Consider the following 18,639-nt stretch of genomic DNA (forward strand, 5'->3'; position numbering starts at 1 on the left):
GGTCATAATACATTTATTTTAGCATATTTTGAACAGCACTGGATGGGAGTAATCAAAGTAAAGAACAAGCTGACCGCCAAGAGAGGTGAAAGTATGGGATATAATATCAAATCAGAATTGAAGCTGTCCATAAAGAGTGTACCAGAGTCGCAGAAGGACATTATTGTCCAGCTCATGCAATTTTACTTATACGATTTTACAGCCTATCTGCGAATTGATGTCACTGAGAAGGGGACATTCCCGGCTTATCCAGACTTGTATCAATACTGGACGAGCGGCGAACAAAAGCTGCCTTTTTTGATCTGGAGACAGGATATTCCTGTGGGCTTTGCACTCGTTGACCGAATGTCTAGCAATCGAGAAGCTGACTATTACATGGCTGAGTTCTTTGTACTTCGTCCTTATCGACACAATGGCGTGGGCACTTGGGCGGCTCATGAGCTGTTTGGACGTTTTAATGGGCGATGGAAGGTGACTCAGATGAGCACGAATAGACCAGCCCAATCCTTTTGGCGCAAGGTCATTGGAAGCTATACGAATGGTGAGTATAGGGAGCAAACACATCCAGTACGAGGGAATATAAGTCAGTTTTTCAATACATGAAAAATTCATAATAGAAAACCACCAGAAAAAAGCCGAGGAGAATATTTTGTCGGCTTTTTTGTTGTCATTTCAAGCCTTCTGTTCATGGATCGTTCCAATTAGAACTTGCATTGACATTGGTAAAAACGCAGGTATACAGTTATTTGGTAATTCATATATAACTTATTGGAATCATTTATGGTAAGATAAGGATAGAAGTATATAAATTCAATAGGAAAAGAGGGTAATATGCTGGAGAAATGGGTTCAGGAACTAAAAGATGGTGAACAAGAACTGATTGCGTGGAGAAGATATTTGCATCAGCATCCAGAGCTTTCTTTTGAGGAAACGAATACATCTGCATTTATCGCAGACCAATTACGCTCTTTTGGTATTGAAGTAAGAACGAATGTCGGTGGAAACGGTGTGCTCGGTTTTTTAGAAGGCGGGCAGCCAGGTAGAACGATTGCATTTCGTGCTGATTTTGATGCACTTCCTATTCAGGATGAAAAGGATGCGCCTTATAAATCGACCGTTCCCGGTGTTATGCATGCTTGTGGACATGATGGTCATACAGCTGCGTTGCTAGGAGTGGCACGAGTGTTAAGCCATCACCGTAAGACACTGAAGGGAAAGCTTGTGTTTATTTTTCAACATGCCGAAGAAAAACCGCCTGGCGGAGCCAAATTCATGATTGAGGATGGTTGTCTGGATGGGGTGGAAGCAGTATATGGTATTCACCTTTCCTCGGAAATTCCACTGGGCAAAATCGGCTTAAAGGGTGGGCCGGCAATGGCTGCTGCCGATGCCTTTTCAATTGAAATCAACGGCAAGGGCGGACATGGCGCCAGACCGCATCAGACAGTGGATTCCATTGTTATTGGAAGTCAAATTGTGAACGGACTACAACAGGTCGTGAGTCGCAGAGTGGACCCTACGGAATCAGCAGTGTTAACGATTGGGGTATTTCAAGCAGGAACTGCCTTTAATGTAATTGCAGATAAAGCCAAAATTGAAGGGACCGTACGTACGTTTAATAAGGATATACGCAAGGAAGTCGAAAACGAAATTCGTAGTATCGTAAAAGGTCTAACGGATGCTTATCATGCGGGATACGAAATTGATTATTTGAATGGTTATCCTGCTCTGGTGAATGCCGAGGCCGAAACAGAACGGGTACGTGAGCTAGTCAGTAGGCTGTATGGAGCAGATGCTTTTATGGACTTAAAACCGGCCATGGGAGCAGAGGATTTTGCCTATTATCTAGAACAACGACCTGGAGCTTTTATTATTGTGGGCGCTCGTAATGAGGATGAACGAACCCATTTTGCTCACCACCATCCTCGTTTTGATTTTGATGAGCGTGCGTTACTCATCTCAGGACATATTTTTTTAGCGCTGGCGCTTGAATATTTGCAGTAATTTCAACCTATTAATGAATAGCCATAGCATTACGGAAGCCCGAACCGCGCATAGCGCGGTTTTTTGCTGTAAATCAAAGTATTTTGGTACCTCGTTCGAATGAAATTTAAAGAAAATAATTCATTATATGAAAAATTCATATTAGTAATTTATAAGAGGTATCAACTGTAAGTGGAAGCCAACTCTTTTATTACAAGTTATCAAGCAGAAGATCCTATTACATTATCTTGATTTTTCACACAAGGAAATGAGAAAAAGATGACGAATCTTTTGAGCAGACACCGATGTAAGCGCTAACAAAAAAGAGGTTGCAAATCTATTGGATTACTGGAGGTGAGCTTGAGAGAACGCTTGTTTGATTGATGAATGGAATAATAACGATAGGAACGAATCCGCAATTGACTGCTTACTTTTAGCTCGAAATGACTTGCATTTTTAAATGATTACGGAGAAGGAGGTTGAATTCATTGACTAAGGCAAAAAGCAGGTTGAGAATTGTATGTTTGGCGCTTATAGTAGCGGGTGCTTCCTGGACAGGCATGATAGCACCCACCCATGCTGCTCCAAGTGACGATTATACTTGGAAAAGTGTCGTTACAGGCGGTGGAGGTGGTTTTGTACCTGGTATTATTTTTAATGAAACGGAAAAAGATCTGATCTATGCCCGTACAGATATTGGAGGAGCTTACCGCTGGAATCCTGCGAGTGAAAGCTGGATTCCGCTGACGGATTCTGTGGGCTGGGAAGATTGGAACAAAAATGGTGTCGATGCACTAGCCACCGACCCTGTGGATCCGAATCGTGTATATATAGCTACAGGCACGTATACTAATTCCTGGGATAAACAAAACGGGCAAATTATGCGCTCTACCGACAAGGGGAATACGTGGCAGACGACGAAGCTCCCCTTCAAGGTAGGAGGCAATATGCCGGGACGCTCGATGGGTGAACGTCTGACAATTGATCCGAATAAAAACAATATATTATTCTTCGGAGCTCGAAGTGGTAATGGATTGTGGAAAAGCTCCGATTACGGGGCGACCTGGAGCAAGGTGAGTAGTTTTCCGAATCCGGGGACGTATGTACAGGACCCTTCCAATGAATACACCAGTGATATTGTCGGTTTAGCCTGGATCACTTTTGACAAAAAAACGGGCTCTTCCAGTAAAGCAACACAGACCATCTATGTGGGTGTCGCAGATAAAAAGCAAAGTGTCTATCGCAGTACTGATGGCGGGACAACCTGGTCTGCTATAGCGGGCCAGCCTACAGGCTATTTGCCACATCACGGCGTTTTATCGCCAGATGGCGACCTGTATATTTCTTACAGCGATGGAGCTGGACCGTATGATGGAACAAAGGGTGAGCTGTGGAAACTGAATACAGCCAGTGGACAGTGGACTAACATTAGCCCCGTTGCCAGCAGCAGCGCAGACAATCATTTTGGATATGGTGGACTGACAGTGGACGCCCAGAAGCCAGGTACACTTATGGTTGCAACGTTGAATGCCTGGTGGCCGGATGAAACGATTTACCGCAGTACTGATCGTGGGGCAACCTGGAGCCCTATTTGGGAATTTGATGGTTATCCAGCTCGTAAGCTGAAGTACAATCTGGATATATCCGGTGCGCCTTGGCTGACTTTCAATGCCAATCCTGCACCGCCGGAAGTATCGCCCAAGCTGGGCTGGATGATTGGAGATCTGGAAATAGATCCATTTAATTCAGATCATATGCTGTACGGCACAGGAGCTACGATTTATGGCTCTAAAAATCTGACCAATTGGGACAAGGGAGGTAAGCTGGACATTTCGGTAGCCGCTAAAGGGGTAGAAGAAACGGCGATTTTGGATTTGGTGAGCCCTCCAACTGGAGCTCCTCTGGTGAGTGCAGTGGGTGATGTCTCCGGATTCAGACATGATGACCTGTTCAAGGCTCCTGCTAAAATGCTGGATAATCCAACCTTTACAAGCAGCGAAAGCATTGATTATGCCGAGTTAAGCCCTTCTTTTATGGCTCGGGTAGGTAAAGCGGACTATAAAAAAGATCCAAACGCCAAATCTATCGGATTATCCAATGATGGCGGAGCGAACTGGTACAAAGCTAATAGCGAGCCTTCCGGTACAGCAGGAGGAGGCAGCATCGCTGTAGCGGCAAATGGTAATGGATTGCTGTGGAGTACATCGGACAAAGGTGTATTTTATTCCAAAACCGGAGGAAACTCATGGACAGCAAGCACCGGAGTTCCAGCTAATGCAAAGATCGCCTCTGACCGAGTAAATCCTAACAAATACTACGCGTTTGCTGCTGGGAAAATATATGTAAGTGTTGATGGAGGCGCATCCTTCACACCATCCACAGTTACTGGTTTGCCAAGTGTAGGGAATGCAGATATTGGTGCTGTACGAGGAGCGGAAGGAGATGTGTGGTTTGCTGGAGGCTCCGAGGACGGAGGGCCATACGGCTTATGGCATTCCAAGGATTCAGGTATTACATTCACCAAGCTTGATCATGTGCAGGAGGCGGATTTTGTAGGCTTTGGCAAAGCAGCACCCAATCGCACCAATGCAGCAGTGTTTATCGTTGGTAAGATTGACGGAACTCGTGGATTTTATCGTTCGGACGATGCTGGAGCAAACTGGGTGCGCATTAATGATGACAAGCATCAATATGCTCGAGTGACCACCATTATTGGGGACCCTCGGGTTTACGGACGCGCTTATCTGGGAACGAATGGCCGCGGCATTCTGGTGGCAGATCGTGTGGGTGGTGACCAGCCATCTACCGGGCAAGCAAGTATTACGCCGACGGCTGCAACCTATGAAGTGGCTAACAGTAATACCGATATTACTGTCAAGCTTACTCTTAACGGTAATACACTAGAAGCGATCAAGCAGGGGAGTGTGGCACTGAACAAAGGTGAAGATTATACGGTTAGTGAAGAAACAGTTATTCTTACCAACAAGTATTTATCTAAACTTCCTAAAGGAGAGACAACGCTCAACTTCCATTTTAGTACAGGCAATGATGCGTTGTTCACGATTACGGTGAAAGGGGATACGCCAAGTGAGCCGGGAACAGGCGAGGGTGCTCTGAAGGTGCAATCCTTCAATGGGAATGTATCTGCAACAAGTAATACGATCAGTTCCAAGTTTAAAATAACCAATACAGGAAGCTCACCCGTTTCCCTAGCAGATGTGACATTGCGTTATTATTACACCGTTAACGGGGAGAAATCACAAAACTTCTTTACGGATTGGTCTAGCATCGGTACAGAGAATGTCATTGCTAACTTCAAAACATTAACTAATACGAAGCCAGGTGCAGATTCTTATGCAGAAATTGGTTTTAAGTCGGCAGTAGGTTTTTTAGAGCCTGGTCAGAGTGTTGAGCTACAAACCCGGATATCCAAAGCGGATTGGAGCAATTATACACAAACTGATGATTATTCCTTTAATCCCACAGCAAATAGCTTACAAGATTCCACTAAAATAACCGCTTACCTGTCTGGGATCAAGCAATGGGGAATTGAGCCTTAAATCTTCATAAAAATAATTTTAAGTCAGCCACTCTAATGAGCGAGCTGGCTTTATTTTTGGAGGAATCAGAGGTTTAAATTCAAAAATATAACTATTTCACTATATGAAAAATTCATAATAGAAAAAATTCCTTCTCGCATACCATCATCGTCAAACAAACACACCACTATAAACAGAAAAAGAGGTACAATAACGAACGTGTGTTCCTATTTTAATTGAAAAAGAAACGCTCCTGTCGTCAGACAAAAAGCGTTACAAATCAAGCTTTATATTTATCATACACCTCAAGTAAGATGACGGGATATTGAAATTAATAAGGTCATCGTAATGACATTCACAATCGTAGAAAGTAATACTGTCTGTGCCGCAAAGTCAGGTTCATTTTTATATTCTTCTGCCAAAATACTCGTGTTAACACCGGTAGGCATACCTGATGCAATGAGCAATGCTTGAGCGGGAATCCCCTTAAGATCTAGAAAAAACACGAGCATAAAGCCAACTATTGGACCTGCAATTAGGCGTAATACCATACTGATATACACGGCTGTCCGGCGCAAATGAAAAGGATACTGCACAATTTGTGCTCCCAAAGTAAGCAGAGCCACTGCGACCATCGAATGGCTAATATAATTTAGAGGCTCAGCCAGCAAATTAGGCAATGGACTGTGCAGTAGATTCAGGAGCAGGCCCAGCACAAGCGCGTAGGGGACAGGCATTTTTAAAAAATTAATTAAAATTTTTCGTGTATTGGCCTTACCGTTCTGTACAACAAAAGTACCATATGTAAATGTAACAAAGCTTTGAAAAGTCATAATCAGAGCTTGGACAGAAATAGCCAGCGGATCACCTTTAAACACCAACTGATTAATTGGTAGACCATAATTCCCTGAATTATCTAGCATGACACTGTTTGTAAAAGCTCCACGCATTCCGGGGCTGTATTTCAGAGATCTGGCAACAGTAGTACTGATTACGTACAGAATAGCTATGTACAGGGCATAAAAAAGTGAAACCTCACCCATGAGAATTAAAGAAATTTCAGAGTTATAAAGACCGGTAAACACAGCTGCAGGGGTGACATAATAAAAATTAATTTTAGCTAGGGTATACAAATCCAATCGAAAATAATACTGCATGATACAGCCAAAACCGATAAGGACAAAGATAGGTAAAACAACGTCTAAAAGAATGGTGCCGAACATGTCTGTCTCCTCTTCTTTTTATTATACGAATGTAAACGTTAATCCTAAAATTGCATGTGCATTTCCCATTATACTGTGGAAATAGGTTGAAGCATAATAAAATTTATTATAATGATTCTGCCATCAGCCCCTACAAATGCAGCACTAGTAAAAAAGGGCTTCATATTCAGCTTATAGTAGCCGTTAATATATGTAGGTTACATTTAAACCTGGTCTTTTACTATAAGGAGGAAGCGCATCATGAGAAACACTTGGACAGCATTATTAGCGTGTATACTGGTCTTGGGACTGGCAGCAGGAACAGCCGAAGCCAAACAGGGGCGCGGAAATGGTCAGGAGAACAAACAGGAAGCAAAGGCGTCTGATAAAGACCGGAATGAAAAGAGCAGCAAAAAAGATAAACACGACGAAATCAAAAAGAACACCCCTGTTGCAGTAACGGATGATACATACGGGGAGTCCAAAGACCAAAAAGGTCGCAAGGGACACAACGGATATAACGGTCTGCTACAAGCAGTAGAAAATACAAAAGATAAGCCGGCAGGAGCGGTTATTGCGAATCTGCTGCTTACAAAATACCCGGATCGTTTGACCTCGGGGCAGGTAGCTGAACTTGAATTGATCCGAAATTCTGACAAAGCACTAACTAAGGCTGCTGAGCTACTGGATAAAAACGGAAATGTAACAGATGCCGTTTACATGCAGGAGGAGGCAGTTTTGGCTGATGTGTCCAATCTGGATAGCTACAAAAAGCTGGATGTACTCTTGAGCAAGGCTGGACGGTCATCAGGTATGAAGCTGTTCGTGAATGGTGAAAAATACGATGCCAAGCCGATTAACCGCAATGGCACCACACTTGTCCCGTTTAGAACAGCTTCCGAAGCTCTGAATGCCAAGGTTTCCTGGGATCCGAAAGAAAAGGCTGTTACTGTCAGTCGCAATGGTGTGTCCGTCAAATTATTCGTGAATAGCGCCAAAGCATATATTAACGGCCAGCCGTATTCTATCGAGCAACCAGCATCCATAGTGGATGGAACTACAATGGTACCTGTAAGGGTAATCGGAGAGGCTTTGGGAGCAAATGTTAAATGGGAGCCTGAGAGCCAGTCCGTTGTTGTATATGAGCAGTCAACAATATCTGAAGCATTATAGTGCTATAAACCAAGAAAATAGTGTATAACAGAAAGGGCGCCTGACTAAATGTCAGGTCCTTTTTTGTGTTGCCTTGCTACTTTGTACCTAGCTATTCGCATTATGTGCTGGTCATGTGTACAATTAAATAGAGAAATCTCAGAAAAGGGAGTGTCATAGATGGATTTAGGACTAACGGGAAAAGCAGCCTTTGTTGCAGGCTCCAGTAAAGGACTTGGCAAAGCAAGTGCACGCGAATTGGCACGTGAGGGTGCGAATGTTGTTATTTCTGGACGAAATGAAGCAGAGCTTCAGCGGACTCAGGCCGAATTACAGGAAACAGCGAGTGGTCGCGTTGAATATGTAGTTTGTGATGTAACCAAACCTGAACATATCTCCCAGGCCATCCGCCGTACAGTTGATTGGTTTGGCACCGTCGATATTTTGGTTAACAATGCGGGCGGCCCTCCTGCGGGCACCTTTGATGATTTTACAGATGAAGTATGGATGCAGGCCTTTGAGCAAAATTTACTTAGTCATATCCGGTTGATCCGTGAGGCGTTACCCTATATGAAAAAACAACAAAGTGGTAGAATTTTAAATATCGCCTCATCATCAGTGAAGCAGCCGATTCCGGGCCTAATTATTTCCAATACACTACGTACTGGAGTTGCCGGATTGGCGAAAACATTGTCCATGGAATTAGCCCCATATAATATTCTGGTACATACTGTAGCACCAGGGAGAATTGCAACCGATCGCGTACGTAGCTTGGACGAGCATCGAGCCGAAAAATCCCACCAAACGACGGATCAAGTTCGCAAACAAGCAGAAGAGGGCATTCCGTTGGGACGGTACGGTGAGCCTGAAGAGTTCGGTAAAGTCGTTGCTTTTCTGGCGTCATCGGCTTCATCCTATTTGACCGGCAGCACCATTCTTGTGGACGGCGGAATGATTAAATCACTATAAAAAAATAAAGAAGCGTGCCGCATCAGGTTTAATTGGTGCAGGCACGCTTTTTCATAAGTTATCTAAAAAGAGGTTTAGTTCATTGGCTGATCAGCTCTCGCGGCTTGGAAGCTCACAACCATCATCAGTACATACACCAGCTGCATTCTGCTTGGACGAGCTGCCGCTAATCATAGTGAAAGGAGAACGTTCATCCCATGCTTTTTGAAGCACATCGTGAAATACCTCCTCAGGCTGAGCACCAGAAACAGCAAATTTTCGATCAAATACAAAGAATGGAACACCCTGAACGCCTAACTTAGCACCTTCAGTTTCATCAGCTCTAACTTCGTCGGTAAATCGGTCACCGGCTAATATGGCAGCGGCTTCGTTATGATCCAAACCAACTTCGGCTGCCAACGCTGCCAGTACTTCATGATCCCCAGTATGCTTGCCTTCCATGAAGACAGCCTGAAATAAACGCTCGCTCAATTCCAGCATTTTGCCTTGTGTGTGAGCCCAATGCGTTAGACGGTGAGCATCGAAAGAGTTTGTCGGCACCATGGCATGAATATTGTACTTCAGACCTGTAGAACGTGCGTTTTCGGTCATGCGATCATTCATGGCATGAGCCTCTTGCAGACTAACGCCATATTTTGCTGATAGTTCCTCATTAATCGTCTTACCACTATCTTTCACAGCATTCGGATTTAATTCAAAACTCTTGAATGTCAATTGAACCTCATCGCGATGTGGGAACTGCTGCAAGACTTGCTCCAAACGGCGTTTGCCAATATAACAGAACGGACACATATAATCAGACCAAACTTCGATATTCATCAGGAAATGCCTCCATATATATATTTTATTAAGCAACTGAGAGTGAATCTGCCTACTTTAGTGTAAGCGAAAGGTGAAACTTCACCAGTTACAAAAAGAATTATACGGCTAATGCTTTCGACGTGCAAATATTTAATGCTTGTCAAAAAATAAATGCTATGATATTTTATATCTGTAACCGGTTACACAATTGGAGTTGAACCTACATTATGACAACAATTAAGCAAGTAGCAAGTTTTGCAGGTGTTTCCGTGGCGACCGTATCCCGAGTTATTAATGAAACCGGCTATGTCCACGAGGATACACGGCGAAAAGTTGAAGCTGCGGTGAAGCAGCTAAATTACAAGCCTAATGAAGTTGCACGTTCTCTGTATAAAAAGAAATCCAGATTAATCGGCCTGCTGCTGCCGGATATTACAAACCCTTACTTTCCCTTGTTGGCTCGTGGGGTGGAGGATCGAATGCAGGAAAATGATTTTCGTATTATTTTCGGTAATAGTGATGAGGATCGCCAAAAAGAATTAGATTACATGGATACTTTTGTTCAAAATAATGTTGTTGGGGTTATTTCATCTACCAATGACCCTGCTGCCGACTGTTACGCCAAACTGAAAATACCAGTCGTTTTTCTCGATCGGACTTCCAGTGACAGTCTCTCCGTTTATGCGGATGGAGCTCATGGCGGTCGCTTGGCTGCACAGGCTATGGTTGCCCGTGGCAGCAGACAAATTACAGTCATGCAGGGTCCTGCTCATATTCGTCCAGCACAAGATCGTTTTCGCGGAGCAGTGGAAGAGCTTCAGCATTCTGGTATTGCTTACCATATCGTCGAGACAACGTCCTTTTCGTTCAAGGAAGCTGAGTTATGGGCTAAAGAGCTGTTCAGCAAGTATCCGGATACGGACGGAGTTATTGCCAGTAACGATATTGTAGCTACCGCGGTGATGCATGAAGCACATAGATTAGGAAAGAAAATCCCGGAAGATGTTCAAATTATCGGGTTTGATGATATACCATTAAGCAGCTTGTTATTTCCGCCATTATCAACAATCCGGCAGCCTGCTTATGAAATGGGCTGGGAAGCGGCAGGTCTGCTCATTCAATTGATTGAGCAGTCGCAAGCAACGAAGTCAAGTGTACCTAATCTTCATTCGAAAGTACTTACCTATTCAAGCATACAATTGCCCGTCAAATTTATCGAACGGGAAACAACGAGAAAGGTGGATCATCATGGCTAAAATTTCGGTTATCGGAAGCAGTTCGATGGACCTCGTAGTTACTTCTTCCAAGCGTCCCGGTGCTGGTGAAACGGTATTGGGAGAAAGCTTTACAACCGTACCTGGCGGTAAAGGAGCCAATCAGGCAGTAGCTGCAGCACGACTCGGGGCGGACGTTACGATGATTGGACGTGTAGGAGACGACCATTTGGGACAACAGATTTTACGCAATTTTGAAGAAAATCATGTTCATATTAACTATGTGAAACCGGTTACACATATGGAAAGCGGTACAGCACACATTGTACTAGCCGAGGGTGATAACAGTATTGTCGTGGTAAAAGCAGCGAATAATGAAGTTACACCCGCTTACGTGGAAGAAGCGCTTGATGTTATTCGAAGTTCGGATATTGTATTAATTCAACAGGAAATACCGGCGGAGACGATTGTCTATGTAAGCGAAATTTGTGCGAAGTACCAGGTACCCTTGCTGCTGAATCCAGCCCCGGCTCGTGAGGTGGAAGAAAGCGTAATTGCCAATGCAGCCTACATTACGCCAAATGAGCATGAAGCCGCCATCATGTTTAAGGATATGAGTCTTCAAGAAGCACTGCGCAAGTATCCTAACAAGTTGTTTGTAACGGAAGGCAGCAACGGTGTACGATTTTTCGACGGAGAACAGGAAGTTGTGGTTCCTACTTACAAGGTAGAAGCCGTTGATACAACAGGTGCAGGAGATACGTTCAACGCTGCTTTTGCGGTAGCACTAGCTGAAGGGAAATCGCTGGCAGATAGTGTGAAATTTGCTAATCGGGCTGCGTCCTTGTCTGTTACCAAATTTGGAGCGCAAGGTGGAATGCCAACCCGTCGTGAAGTGGAGGAGCAATTATAATGAAGAAACATGGAATTCTTAACAGTCATATATCCAAAATACTAACGGATCTCGGCCACACGGACTTTATTGTCGTGGCTGATGCCGGCTTACCAGTTCCTGAAGGCGTTACCAAAATTGATTTGGCATTGAAACTGGGTATTCCGTCCTTTCAGGACGTTGTTGATGTCATTGCCGCAGATATGATGATTGAAAAAGTAACACTGGCCGAAGAAATCAAACAAGAAAATGAACAAGCACTCCAGTATATTATGCGCACCTTTGCAGGAGAGCAACTAGAGCATTCGCAGATTATTCAGCCGACTGCCGTCATTGAGTTTTGCTCACATGAACAATTTAAGACATTAACTCGGCAAGCCAAAGCTGTCATCCGTACAGGAGAGGCTACGCCGTTTGCCAATTGTATTTTACAGGCAGGAGTTCTTTTTGGATAAATTAGTGTTGAATAAAAAAGGGGGGAATAGCATGCAGATTCAAATGAAAGGAATTCACAAAGCCTTTGGAACCAATCAGGTACTAAGTGGTGTTGACTTTGATCTCCGTGAAGGAGAAGTACATGCCCTCATGGGTGAAAATGGTGCAGGCAAATCAACGCTGATGAATATTTTAATCGGACTGCATCGACGCGATGAGGGAACGATCATCATTGACGGTCAGGAAACCTATTTTGCCAACCCCAAGGAAGCGGAGCAAAAAGGAATTGCTTTTATTCACCAGGAACTGAATGTATGGCCAGAGATGACGGTACTGGAAAATCTATTTATCGGCAAGGAAATGACTTCCAAGTGGGGATTACTAGATAGCTCTAGAATGAAAGCGCTAGCAAATGAGCAATTTAGCAAGCTTTCAGTAAACCTTCCTTTGAACGGTGAAGCAGGCGAGTGTTCAGTGGGTCAACAACAAATGATTGAAATAGCCAAAGCACTCATGACGGATGCCAAAGTGATCGTAATGGATGAACCGACAGCAGCCTTAACCGAACGGGAAATACAAAAGCTGTTTGAGGTTATTACTTCCTTGAAAAAAGATGGTGTTTCAATTGTGTATATATCTCATCGGATGGAGGAGATATTCGCGATCTGTGATCGGATTACCATTATGCGTGACGGGAAAACCGTAGATACTCAAGCGATCCCCGATACGAATTTTGACGAGGTTGTACGGAAAATGGTTGGCAGAGAGCTGACTGAACGCTACCCGGTAAGAACGCCTGCTTTGGGAGAAGTGGTGCTAGAGGTCAAAAACGCATCACATAAAGGTCTATTTGAAAATGTGAATTTTACAGTGCGCTCTGGGGAAATTGTAGGTTTTTCGGGCTTGATGGGCTCGGGACGGACCGAGATCATGCGGTCGTTATTTGGACTGGATACTTTGGATCGTGGTGAGATACACGTACGTGGGAAAAAGGTGTCTATTCGCAAGCCGGATGATGCAGTGAAACTAGGGATTGGCTTCATTACAGAAGATCGAAAAGATGAGGGCTTAGTGCTGGATTTTTCCATTCGGGAAAACATGGTGCTGACGAATCTGTTCAGTTTTACATCAAAAGGATTTATATCAGGCAAAAAAGAGATGGATTTTGTTAATACATTAATTAAGCGCTTACAAATCAAAACCCAATCAGCCGAAGCGACGGTTGGCAGTTTGTCAGGTGGCAATCAGCAAAAGGTGGTTATTGCCAAATGGGTAGGTATCGGTCCCAATGTGCTCATTCTTGACGAACCGACGAGAGGCGTGGATGTAGGAGCCAAACGGGAAATCTACCAGTTGATGAACGAACTGACCGAACGTGGAGTCGCAATTATCATGGTATCCTCAGAGCTTCCCGAGGTACTTGGCATGAGTGATCGTATTGTCGTGGTGCACGAGGGAAAGATCAGCGGAGAGCTAAGCAGGGAAGAAGCCACACAAGAAAATATTATGACGCTAGCTACAGGAGGACAGTAATATGACAACTATGAATGAAGCAAAAGGTAGCAAAGGCATCCAAATATCACAAATCACACAGAAGCTTGGCCCATTGTTGGGGCTCATTATTTTGGTGATCATTGTATCGGCCTTAAATCCCAGCTTTTTGGAACCGCTTAATATTTTGAATTTGTTACGTCAGGTATCTATTAATGCGTTGATTGCGTTTGGTATGACCTTCGTTATTCTTACAGGCGGAATCGATTTGTCCGTTGGCTCTATATTAGCACTATCCAGTGCGTTTGTCGCAAATATGATGTTGGCCGGCTTCGATCCGATTTTGGCGATTATCATTGGCTGTGCATTGGGTGGCGTGATGGGAATGGTCAACGGCTTGATGATTACGAAAGGTAAAATGGCTCCGTTTATCGCCACACTCGCAACCATGACTATTTTTAGAGGATTAACATTAGTTTATACCAACGGTAACCCTATTACGGGGCTCGGAGATAGTCTGGTATTTCAATTATTCGGTCGTGGTTATCAGTTTGGTATTCCGGTCCCGGCGATTACGATGCTCATTACCTTTGCTGCTCTTTGGATCATTCTGCATAAAACACCTTTCGGACGCAAAACGTATGCCATCGGCGGCAACGAGAAAGCTTCGATTGTTTCAGGTATTAAAGTACCACGTGTAAAAATCTGGATTTACTCTTTGGCGGGAATGCTTTCCGCATTGGCGGGTGCTATCTTGACCTCACGCTTGAATTCAGCGCAGCCGACAGCAGGTGCTTCTTATGAACTGGATGCCATTGCGGCTGTCGTACTAGGTGGAACAAGCCTTTCGGGAGGACGCGGACGGATTGTAGGTACATTAATTGGTGTGCTAATCATCGGGACACTAAACAACGGCTTGAATTTGCTGGGGGTTAACTCTTTTTACCAAATGGTCGTAAAAGGAATCGTCATTGCTATTGCTGTATTGATTGACCGTAAAAAATCCGCATAATACACCTAATCTGCATAGAAGGAGACACACAAATATGAAAAAGCTTACATTAATCATGACATCCTTGCTGCTCCTGCTCATGACAGGGTGTTCCCTGGAACCGCCCGAATGGGCGAAGCCTAAAGCGGCTGCAGACCTGAAGGACATTAAAATCGGCTTGTCGATCTCAACATTGAATAATCCATTCTTCGTTTCCCTCAAAGACGGAGTTGTTGCAGAGGCCAAAAAACAAGGATTGCAGGTTATTGTGGTCGATGCACAAAATGATTCTGCGAAGCAAAGTAATGATGTGGATGATCTGATCCAACAGGGAGTAAATGCGTTACTCATTAATCCGACAGATTCGTCGGCTATCTCCACTGTGGTACAGTCAGCGAATGCTTTGAACATTCCTGTAATTACGCTGGACCGTTCCGCTGACAAAGGTGATGTGAAAGCGCTAGTCGCTTCAGACAACGTCGAGGGAGGACGGATGGCTGCCAGATACGTGATTGATCAAGTCGGAAAAGGCGCCAAGGTTATTGAGTTGGAAGGCGTTCCAGGCGCATCGGCTACCCGTGAACGTGGGAAAGGCTTCCATGAAGTGGCAGATAAGGACCTGAAGGTCATCGCCAAGCAGTCGGCTGATTTTGATCGGACCAAAGGTTTGAATGTGATGGAAAATCTACTGCAAGGCAACCCGGATGTTCAGGCGGTATTTGCCCACAATGATGAAATGGCGTTGGGAGCGATTGAAGCCATTCAAAGCTCTGGTAAGAATATTCCAGTCATCGGCTTTGATGGTAACGAGGATGCGCTTAAATCAATTAAGGAAGGGAAGCTGACAGCTACTGTGGCTCAGCAGCCTGAGTTGATTGGACAATTGGCAGTGCAAGCAGCCAAGGATGTACTTCAAGGTAAAACCGTGAAAACATCGATTCCCGCCAAACTGGAGTTAGTGGATCAATCCAAATAGGAATGGGCATGTGAACCAACCTATGAAGCTTTCGAACTGATGCAAAGAATACGCATCAGTTCTTTTTTTTTTGGATATTTTGCCAAGACGATATATACACATAAATGGAAGTTTTTAATTTTTGTATTGTAAGAAGAGACGGTAAAAGATAGAATAACACTTGTATGATAATGAGAATCACTATCATTTTATGAAGGCATATATCTAAGGAGGACGTATATTGTGCAACAAAAGAACAGATTAAAAAGAGGAATTATGCTTGGTTTTGCCGTTTTTTTGATGGTTGTATTGGCTGCATGCGGAAACACAGCAAGTAGTAACCAGACCAATGAAAAGGGTGGAACGGATACTCTTAACGGGCAATCCAAATCAGTTGCCATGCGCGAATATATTGATGCCACTGGCAAAAAGATCAGTATCCCTGCGAATCCACAGCGGGTTGTCACGACACAATATTTGGATGCGATGCTGGCTTTAGGTGTTAAACCAGTAGGGGCTGCTTCTCATGTGTTAGAAGGCGACTATTTGAAAGGAAAGATTGACGGGATTGCTGATATTGGGAACCCAACGAATGTGGAAAAGGTACTAGAGCTACAACCTGATCTGATTATAGCAACAGAAGATACCTCGCCAGAAGTGAGGGAGCAGCTGGAGAAGATTGCTCCAACCGTAGCCGTTTCTTTTGGAGATGGAGATGTATTTAAGCAGCTGCGGGATGTCGCAGCCGTACTAGGTAAGGACAAGGAAGCCGATCAGTGGATTGCTAGTTTTGACAAAAAGGCTGAAGAAGGTCGAAAAAAGATGGCTGGAAAATTCAAGAAAGATGAAAAGATTACCATTTATATGACCTACGGTAAGGACGTGCTGAGAGTGTACGGGGCGCGAAATGTAGGACATGTCATCTACCGTTCACTGGAATTGAATCCTCCAGAGTACATACGTCAGAAGCTCGCAAAGGACCCGAAGTATAACTTTGTATACGATAGCATTTCGATGGAAAAACTGCCTGAACTGTCAGGAGATCGTATTATTATGCTGGTTTACGATGAAGCGACTAAGGACGGAATGTTGAAGGAAATTGAACAAAGTGCGCTGTGGAGAAATCTCCCGGCTGTCAAAAACCACAAAGTGTATTTCATCAAGGCCGATCCTTGGTTTACCTACTCACCACTGGCTATCGATCAATCACTGGATGAGGCCGTTAACATGTTTTCCGTCGAACCTAAATAAATCAGCTCATTTAAATAGGAAGGGAGAAGTCATATGCTAAGACGATTTTTTGAATATTACCGTCCCTACCGGACTTTGTTTATCATTGATTTTACTTGCGCCATACTAGCTGCACTGCTGGAGTTAGCTTTTCCGCTTGCAGTCAATCGGGTAGTTGATGATTTGCTACCCAGTGGAAATTGGAAATGGATTTTATTTGCCTGTTTATCTTTGCTTGGGATTTATGTCGTAAGCGCCGGATTGAATTATGTCGTTACCTATTGGGGACACAAGCTGGGGATTAACATTGAGTCAGATATGCGTAAAAAGCTGTTTGATCGAGTACAAAAGCAATCCTTTCGCTTTTTTGACAATAACAAAACAGGCCATCTGGTCTCCCGTATGACCAACGATCTGATGGATATCGGAGAGATTGCCCACCACGGACCAGAAGATTTGTTCATTGCACTGATGACTCTGGGCGGGGCTTTCGGTATCATGCTCAGCATTAACTGGAAGCTGGCTGTGCTGACATTCATTATTGTTCCACTGATGATCTACCTGTCCTTGTATTTTAGTCGCAAAATGAATGCTGCTTTCCATCGCATGTTTTCTGATATTGCGGATTACAACGCCCGGATTGAAAATAACGTTAGCGGTATACGTGTTGTTCAAGCGTTTTCCAACGAAGCACATGAAATGGATCGTTTTGCTGAGAATAATGGACGGTTTCGTAAAACAAAGCTGATCGCATATCGCATTATGGCATGGAATTCTTCAATTAGCTTTATTCTGATGAAGCTGGTCTCGTTGTTTGTGCTTGTATGTGGAACATGGTTTGTTATTAAGGGGCAGATGTCCTATGGGGAATTTATCGCATTTGTAATGTTGTCCAATGTATTCCTCGCACCCATCAAACAAATTAACTCTGTCATTGAAACGTATCCCAAAGGAATTGCCGGCTTCCGACGTTACTTGGATTTGCTGGAAAGTGAATCTGACGTAGAGGATCTTCCAGGTGCGAAGACCGTTAAGCATCTCAACGGAGATATTCAATTTGAAGGTGTAACGTTTGGCTATGAAAACAAAGACAAGGTACTGCGCAAAGTGGACCTTGCTATTCATGCGGGAGAAACTGTAGCTCTTGTGGGTCCTTCAGGAGCAGGCAAAACGACACTTTGCAGCTTGCTGCCACGCTTCTATGATGTCGAGGAAGGCAGCATTAAGATTGATGGTATGGATATCCGTGAAATGAAGCTGGATTCGCTGCGGTCCATGATTGGAATCGTACAGCAGGATGTATTCCTTTTTGATGGAACGATTCGTGAAAATATCGCTTACGGCAAACTTGATGCTTCAGAAGATGAGATCTGGGATGCTGCCCGTCGAGCCCAGATTGAAGAACTTGTTCGATCCTATCCAGAAGGGCTGGATACGATGATCGGTGAGCGAGGCGTAAAGCTGTCCGGTGGTCAAAAGCAACGTTTATCCATTGCCCGGATGTTTCTGAAAAATCCGCCAATTCTCATTTTGGATGAAGCGACATCGGCATTGGATACAGAGACAGAAGCTGCAATTCAGCAAGCTCTGACAGAGCTATCTCAAGGTCGCACGACACTCGTGATTGCCCATCGTCTGGCAACGATTAAAAATGCTGACCGCATTATTGTAGTTGCAGATCAAGGGATTGCCGAGCAAGGAAAACATGAAGAATTAATGGCTGTAAAAGGTGCATATAGCCGCCTACACCAAGCTCAGTATGGAACGTAAGAGTCAATTGCGACT

Annotated in this window: 15 protein-coding genes; 13 read left to right on the forward strand and 2 right to left on the reverse strand. The window is 44.1% G+C overall.

The window, feature by feature from the left end; all coding sequences use genetic code 11:
* Positions 1–93: 93 nt before the first annotated feature.
* From C400_RS0117340 to C400_RS0117350, 3 genes are all read left to right on the forward strand, one after another.
* Positions 94–603 carry a GNAT family N-acetyltransferase gene (locus C400_RS0117340; protein ID WP_017427739.1) on the forward strand — a complete coding sequence of 170 codons (510 nt, stop codon included), beginning with the start codon at positions 94–96 and terminating at the stop codon, positions 601–603.
* A 228-nt stretch (positions 604–831) separates the two neighbouring features.
* On the forward strand, positions 832–2,004 hold the full coding sequence (locus C400_RS0117345; RefSeq protein WP_017427740.1) for a M20 metallopeptidase family protein: 1,173 nt from the start codon (positions 832–834) through the stop codon (positions 2,002–2,004).
* Positions 2,005–2,471: 467 nt separating this feature from the next.
* Positions 2,472–5,543, forward strand: a complete 3,072-nt coding sequence (locus C400_RS0117350) for a X2-like carbohydrate binding domain-containing protein (RefSeq protein WP_017427741.1) — start codon at positions 2,472–2,474, stop codon at positions 5,541–5,543.
* A 284-nt stretch (positions 5,544–5,827) separates the two neighbouring features.
* Here the strand turns inward: C400_RS0117350 and C400_RS0117355 are convergent, their stop codons facing one another.
* Positions 5,828–6,745, reverse strand: a complete 918-nt coding sequence (locus C400_RS0117355; protein ID WP_017427742.1) for an AEC family transporter — start codon at positions 6,743–6,745, stop codon at positions 5,828–5,830.
* A 240-nt stretch (positions 6,746–6,985) separates the two neighbouring features.
* On the opposite strand from C400_RS0117355, the gene C400_RS0117360 reads away from it, so the two are divergent.
* Together C400_RS0117360 and C400_RS0117365 are read left to right on the forward strand one after the other, a co-directional pair.
* The gene (locus tag C400_RS0117360) at positions 6,986–7,897 is read left to right on the forward strand and encodes a copper amine oxidase N-terminal domain-containing protein (RefSeq protein ID WP_017427743.1); all 912 of its coding nucleotides are present in this window, start codon (positions 6,986–6,988) and stop codon (positions 7,895–7,897) included.
* A gap of 159 nt (positions 7,898–8,056) precedes the next feature.
* Positions 8,057–8,845: an SDR family oxidoreductase gene (locus tag C400_RS0117365; protein WP_016820742.1), complete on the forward strand. Its 789-nt coding sequence runs from the start codon at positions 8,057–8,059 to the stop codon at positions 8,843–8,845.
* Between the two features lie 90 nt (positions 8,846–8,935).
* On the opposite strand, the gene C400_RS0117370 is transcribed toward C400_RS0117365, so the two are convergent.
* Positions 8,936–9,664, reverse strand: a complete 729-nt coding sequence (locus C400_RS0117370; protein WP_017427744.1) for a DsbA family oxidoreductase — start codon at positions 9,662–9,664, stop codon at positions 8,936–8,938.
* 209 nt (positions 9,665–9,873) lie between these two features.
* On the opposite strand from C400_RS0117370, the gene C400_RS0117375 reads away from it, so the two are divergent.
* The 8 genes from C400_RS0117375 to C400_RS0117410 all read left to right on the forward strand — a co-directional run bounded on the left by C400_RS0117375 (position 9,874) and on the right by C400_RS0117410 (position 18,624).
* The gene (locus C400_RS0117375) at positions 9,874–10,902 is read left to right on the forward strand and encodes a LacI family DNA-binding transcriptional regulator (RefSeq protein WP_017427745.1); all 1,029 of its coding nucleotides are present in this window, start codon (positions 9,874–9,876) and stop codon (positions 10,900–10,902) included.
* The gene (rbsK, locus tag C400_RS0117380) at positions 10,895–11,773 is read left to right on the forward strand and encodes a ribokinase (RefSeq protein ID WP_017427746.1); all 879 of its coding nucleotides are present in this window, start codon (positions 10,895–10,897) and stop codon (positions 11,771–11,773) included. The genes C400_RS0117375 and rbsK overlap by 8 nt, the downstream gene beginning before the upstream one ends.
* Complete coding sequence (rbsD, locus tag C400_RS0117385) at positions 11,773–12,207, forward strand: D-ribose pyranase (protein ID WP_017427747.1); 435 nt, start codon at positions 11,773–11,775, stop codon at positions 12,205–12,207. The genes rbsK and rbsD overlap by 1 nt, the downstream gene beginning before the upstream one ends.
* 31 nt (positions 12,208–12,238) lie before the next feature.
* Complete coding sequence (locus C400_RS0117390) at positions 12,239–13,720, forward strand: sugar ABC transporter ATP-binding protein (protein WP_017427748.1); 1,482 nt, start codon at positions 12,239–12,241, stop codon at positions 13,718–13,720.
* 1 nt (position 13,721) lies between these two features.
* Complete coding sequence (rbsC, locus tag C400_RS0117395; protein ID WP_017427749.1) at positions 13,722–14,690, forward strand: ribose ABC transporter permease RbsC; 969 nt, start codon at positions 13,722–13,724, stop codon at positions 14,688–14,690.
* Positions 14,691–14,724: 34 nt separating this feature from the next.
* On the forward strand, positions 14,725–15,645 hold the full coding sequence (rbsB, locus tag C400_RS0117400) for a ribose ABC transporter substrate-binding protein RbsB (protein WP_017427750.1): 921 nt from the start codon (positions 14,725–14,727) through the stop codon (positions 15,643–15,645).
* A gap of 222 nt (positions 15,646–15,867) precedes the next feature.
* Positions 15,868–16,875: an ABC transporter substrate-binding protein gene (locus tag C400_RS0117405; protein ID WP_017427751.1), complete on the forward strand. Its 1,008-nt coding sequence runs from the start codon at positions 15,868–15,870 to the stop codon at positions 16,873–16,875.
* A 33-nt stretch (positions 16,876–16,908) separates the two neighbouring features.
* Positions 16,909–18,624: an ABC transporter ATP-binding protein gene (locus tag C400_RS0117410; protein ID WP_016820751.1), complete on the forward strand. Its 1,716-nt coding sequence runs from the start codon at positions 16,909–16,911 to the stop codon at positions 18,622–18,624.
* Positions 18,625–18,639: the final 15 nt, after the last annotated feature.

It is taken from the genome of Paenibacillus sp. ICGEB2008 (assembly GCF_000307675.1).
GTDB lineage: Bacteria > Bacillota > Bacilli > Paenibacillales > Paenibacillaceae > Paenibacillus > Paenibacillus polymyxa.

Bases quoted from the DNA above. Each gene is read 5' to 3' on its own strand.
- C400_RS0117340 (WP_017427739.1), top strand. From the start codon at position 94: ATGGGATATAATATCAAATCAGAATTGAAGCTGTCCATAAAGAGTGTA.
- C400_RS0117345 (WP_017427740.1), top strand. From the start codon at position 832: ATGCTGGAGAAATGGGTTCAGGAACTAAAAGATGGTGAACAAGAACTG.
- C400_RS0117355 (WP_017427742.1), bottom strand. From the start codon at position 6,745: ATGTTCGGCACCATTCTTTTAGACGTTGTTTTACCTATCTTTGTCCTT.
- C400_RS0117360 (WP_017427743.1), top strand. From the start codon at position 6,986: ATGAGAAACACTTGGACAGCATTATTAGCGTGTATACTGGTCTTGGGA.
- C400_RS0117365 (WP_016820742.1), top strand. From the start codon at position 8,057: ATGGATTTAGGACTAACGGGAAAAGCAGCCTTTGTTGCAGGCTCCAGT.
- C400_RS0117370 (WP_017427744.1), bottom strand. From the start codon at position 9,664: ATGAATATCGAAGTTTGGTCTGATTATATGTGTCCGTTCTGTTATATT.
- C400_RS0117375 (WP_017427745.1), top strand. From the start codon at position 9,874: ATGACAACAATTAAGCAAGTAGCAAGTTTTGCAGGTGTTTCCGTGGCG.
- rbsK (WP_017427746.1), top strand. From the start codon at position 10,895: ATGGCTAAAATTTCGGTTATCGGAAGCAGTTCGATGGACCTCGTAGTT.
- rbsD (WP_017427747.1), top strand. From the start codon at position 11,773: ATGAAGAAACATGGAATTCTTAACAGTCATATATCCAAAATACTAACG.
- C400_RS0117390 (WP_017427748.1), top strand. From the start codon at position 12,239: ATGCAGATTCAAATGAAAGGAATTCACAAAGCCTTTGGAACCAATCAG.
- rbsC (WP_017427749.1), top strand. From the start codon at position 13,722: ATGACAACTATGAATGAAGCAAAAGGTAGCAAAGGCATCCAAATATCA.
- rbsB (WP_017427750.1), top strand. From the start codon at position 14,725: ATGAAAAAGCTTACATTAATCATGACATCCTTGCTGCTCCTGCTCATG.
- C400_RS0117410 (WP_016820751.1), top strand. From the start codon at position 16,909: ATGCTAAGACGATTTTTTGAATATTACCGTCCCTACCGGACTTTGTTT.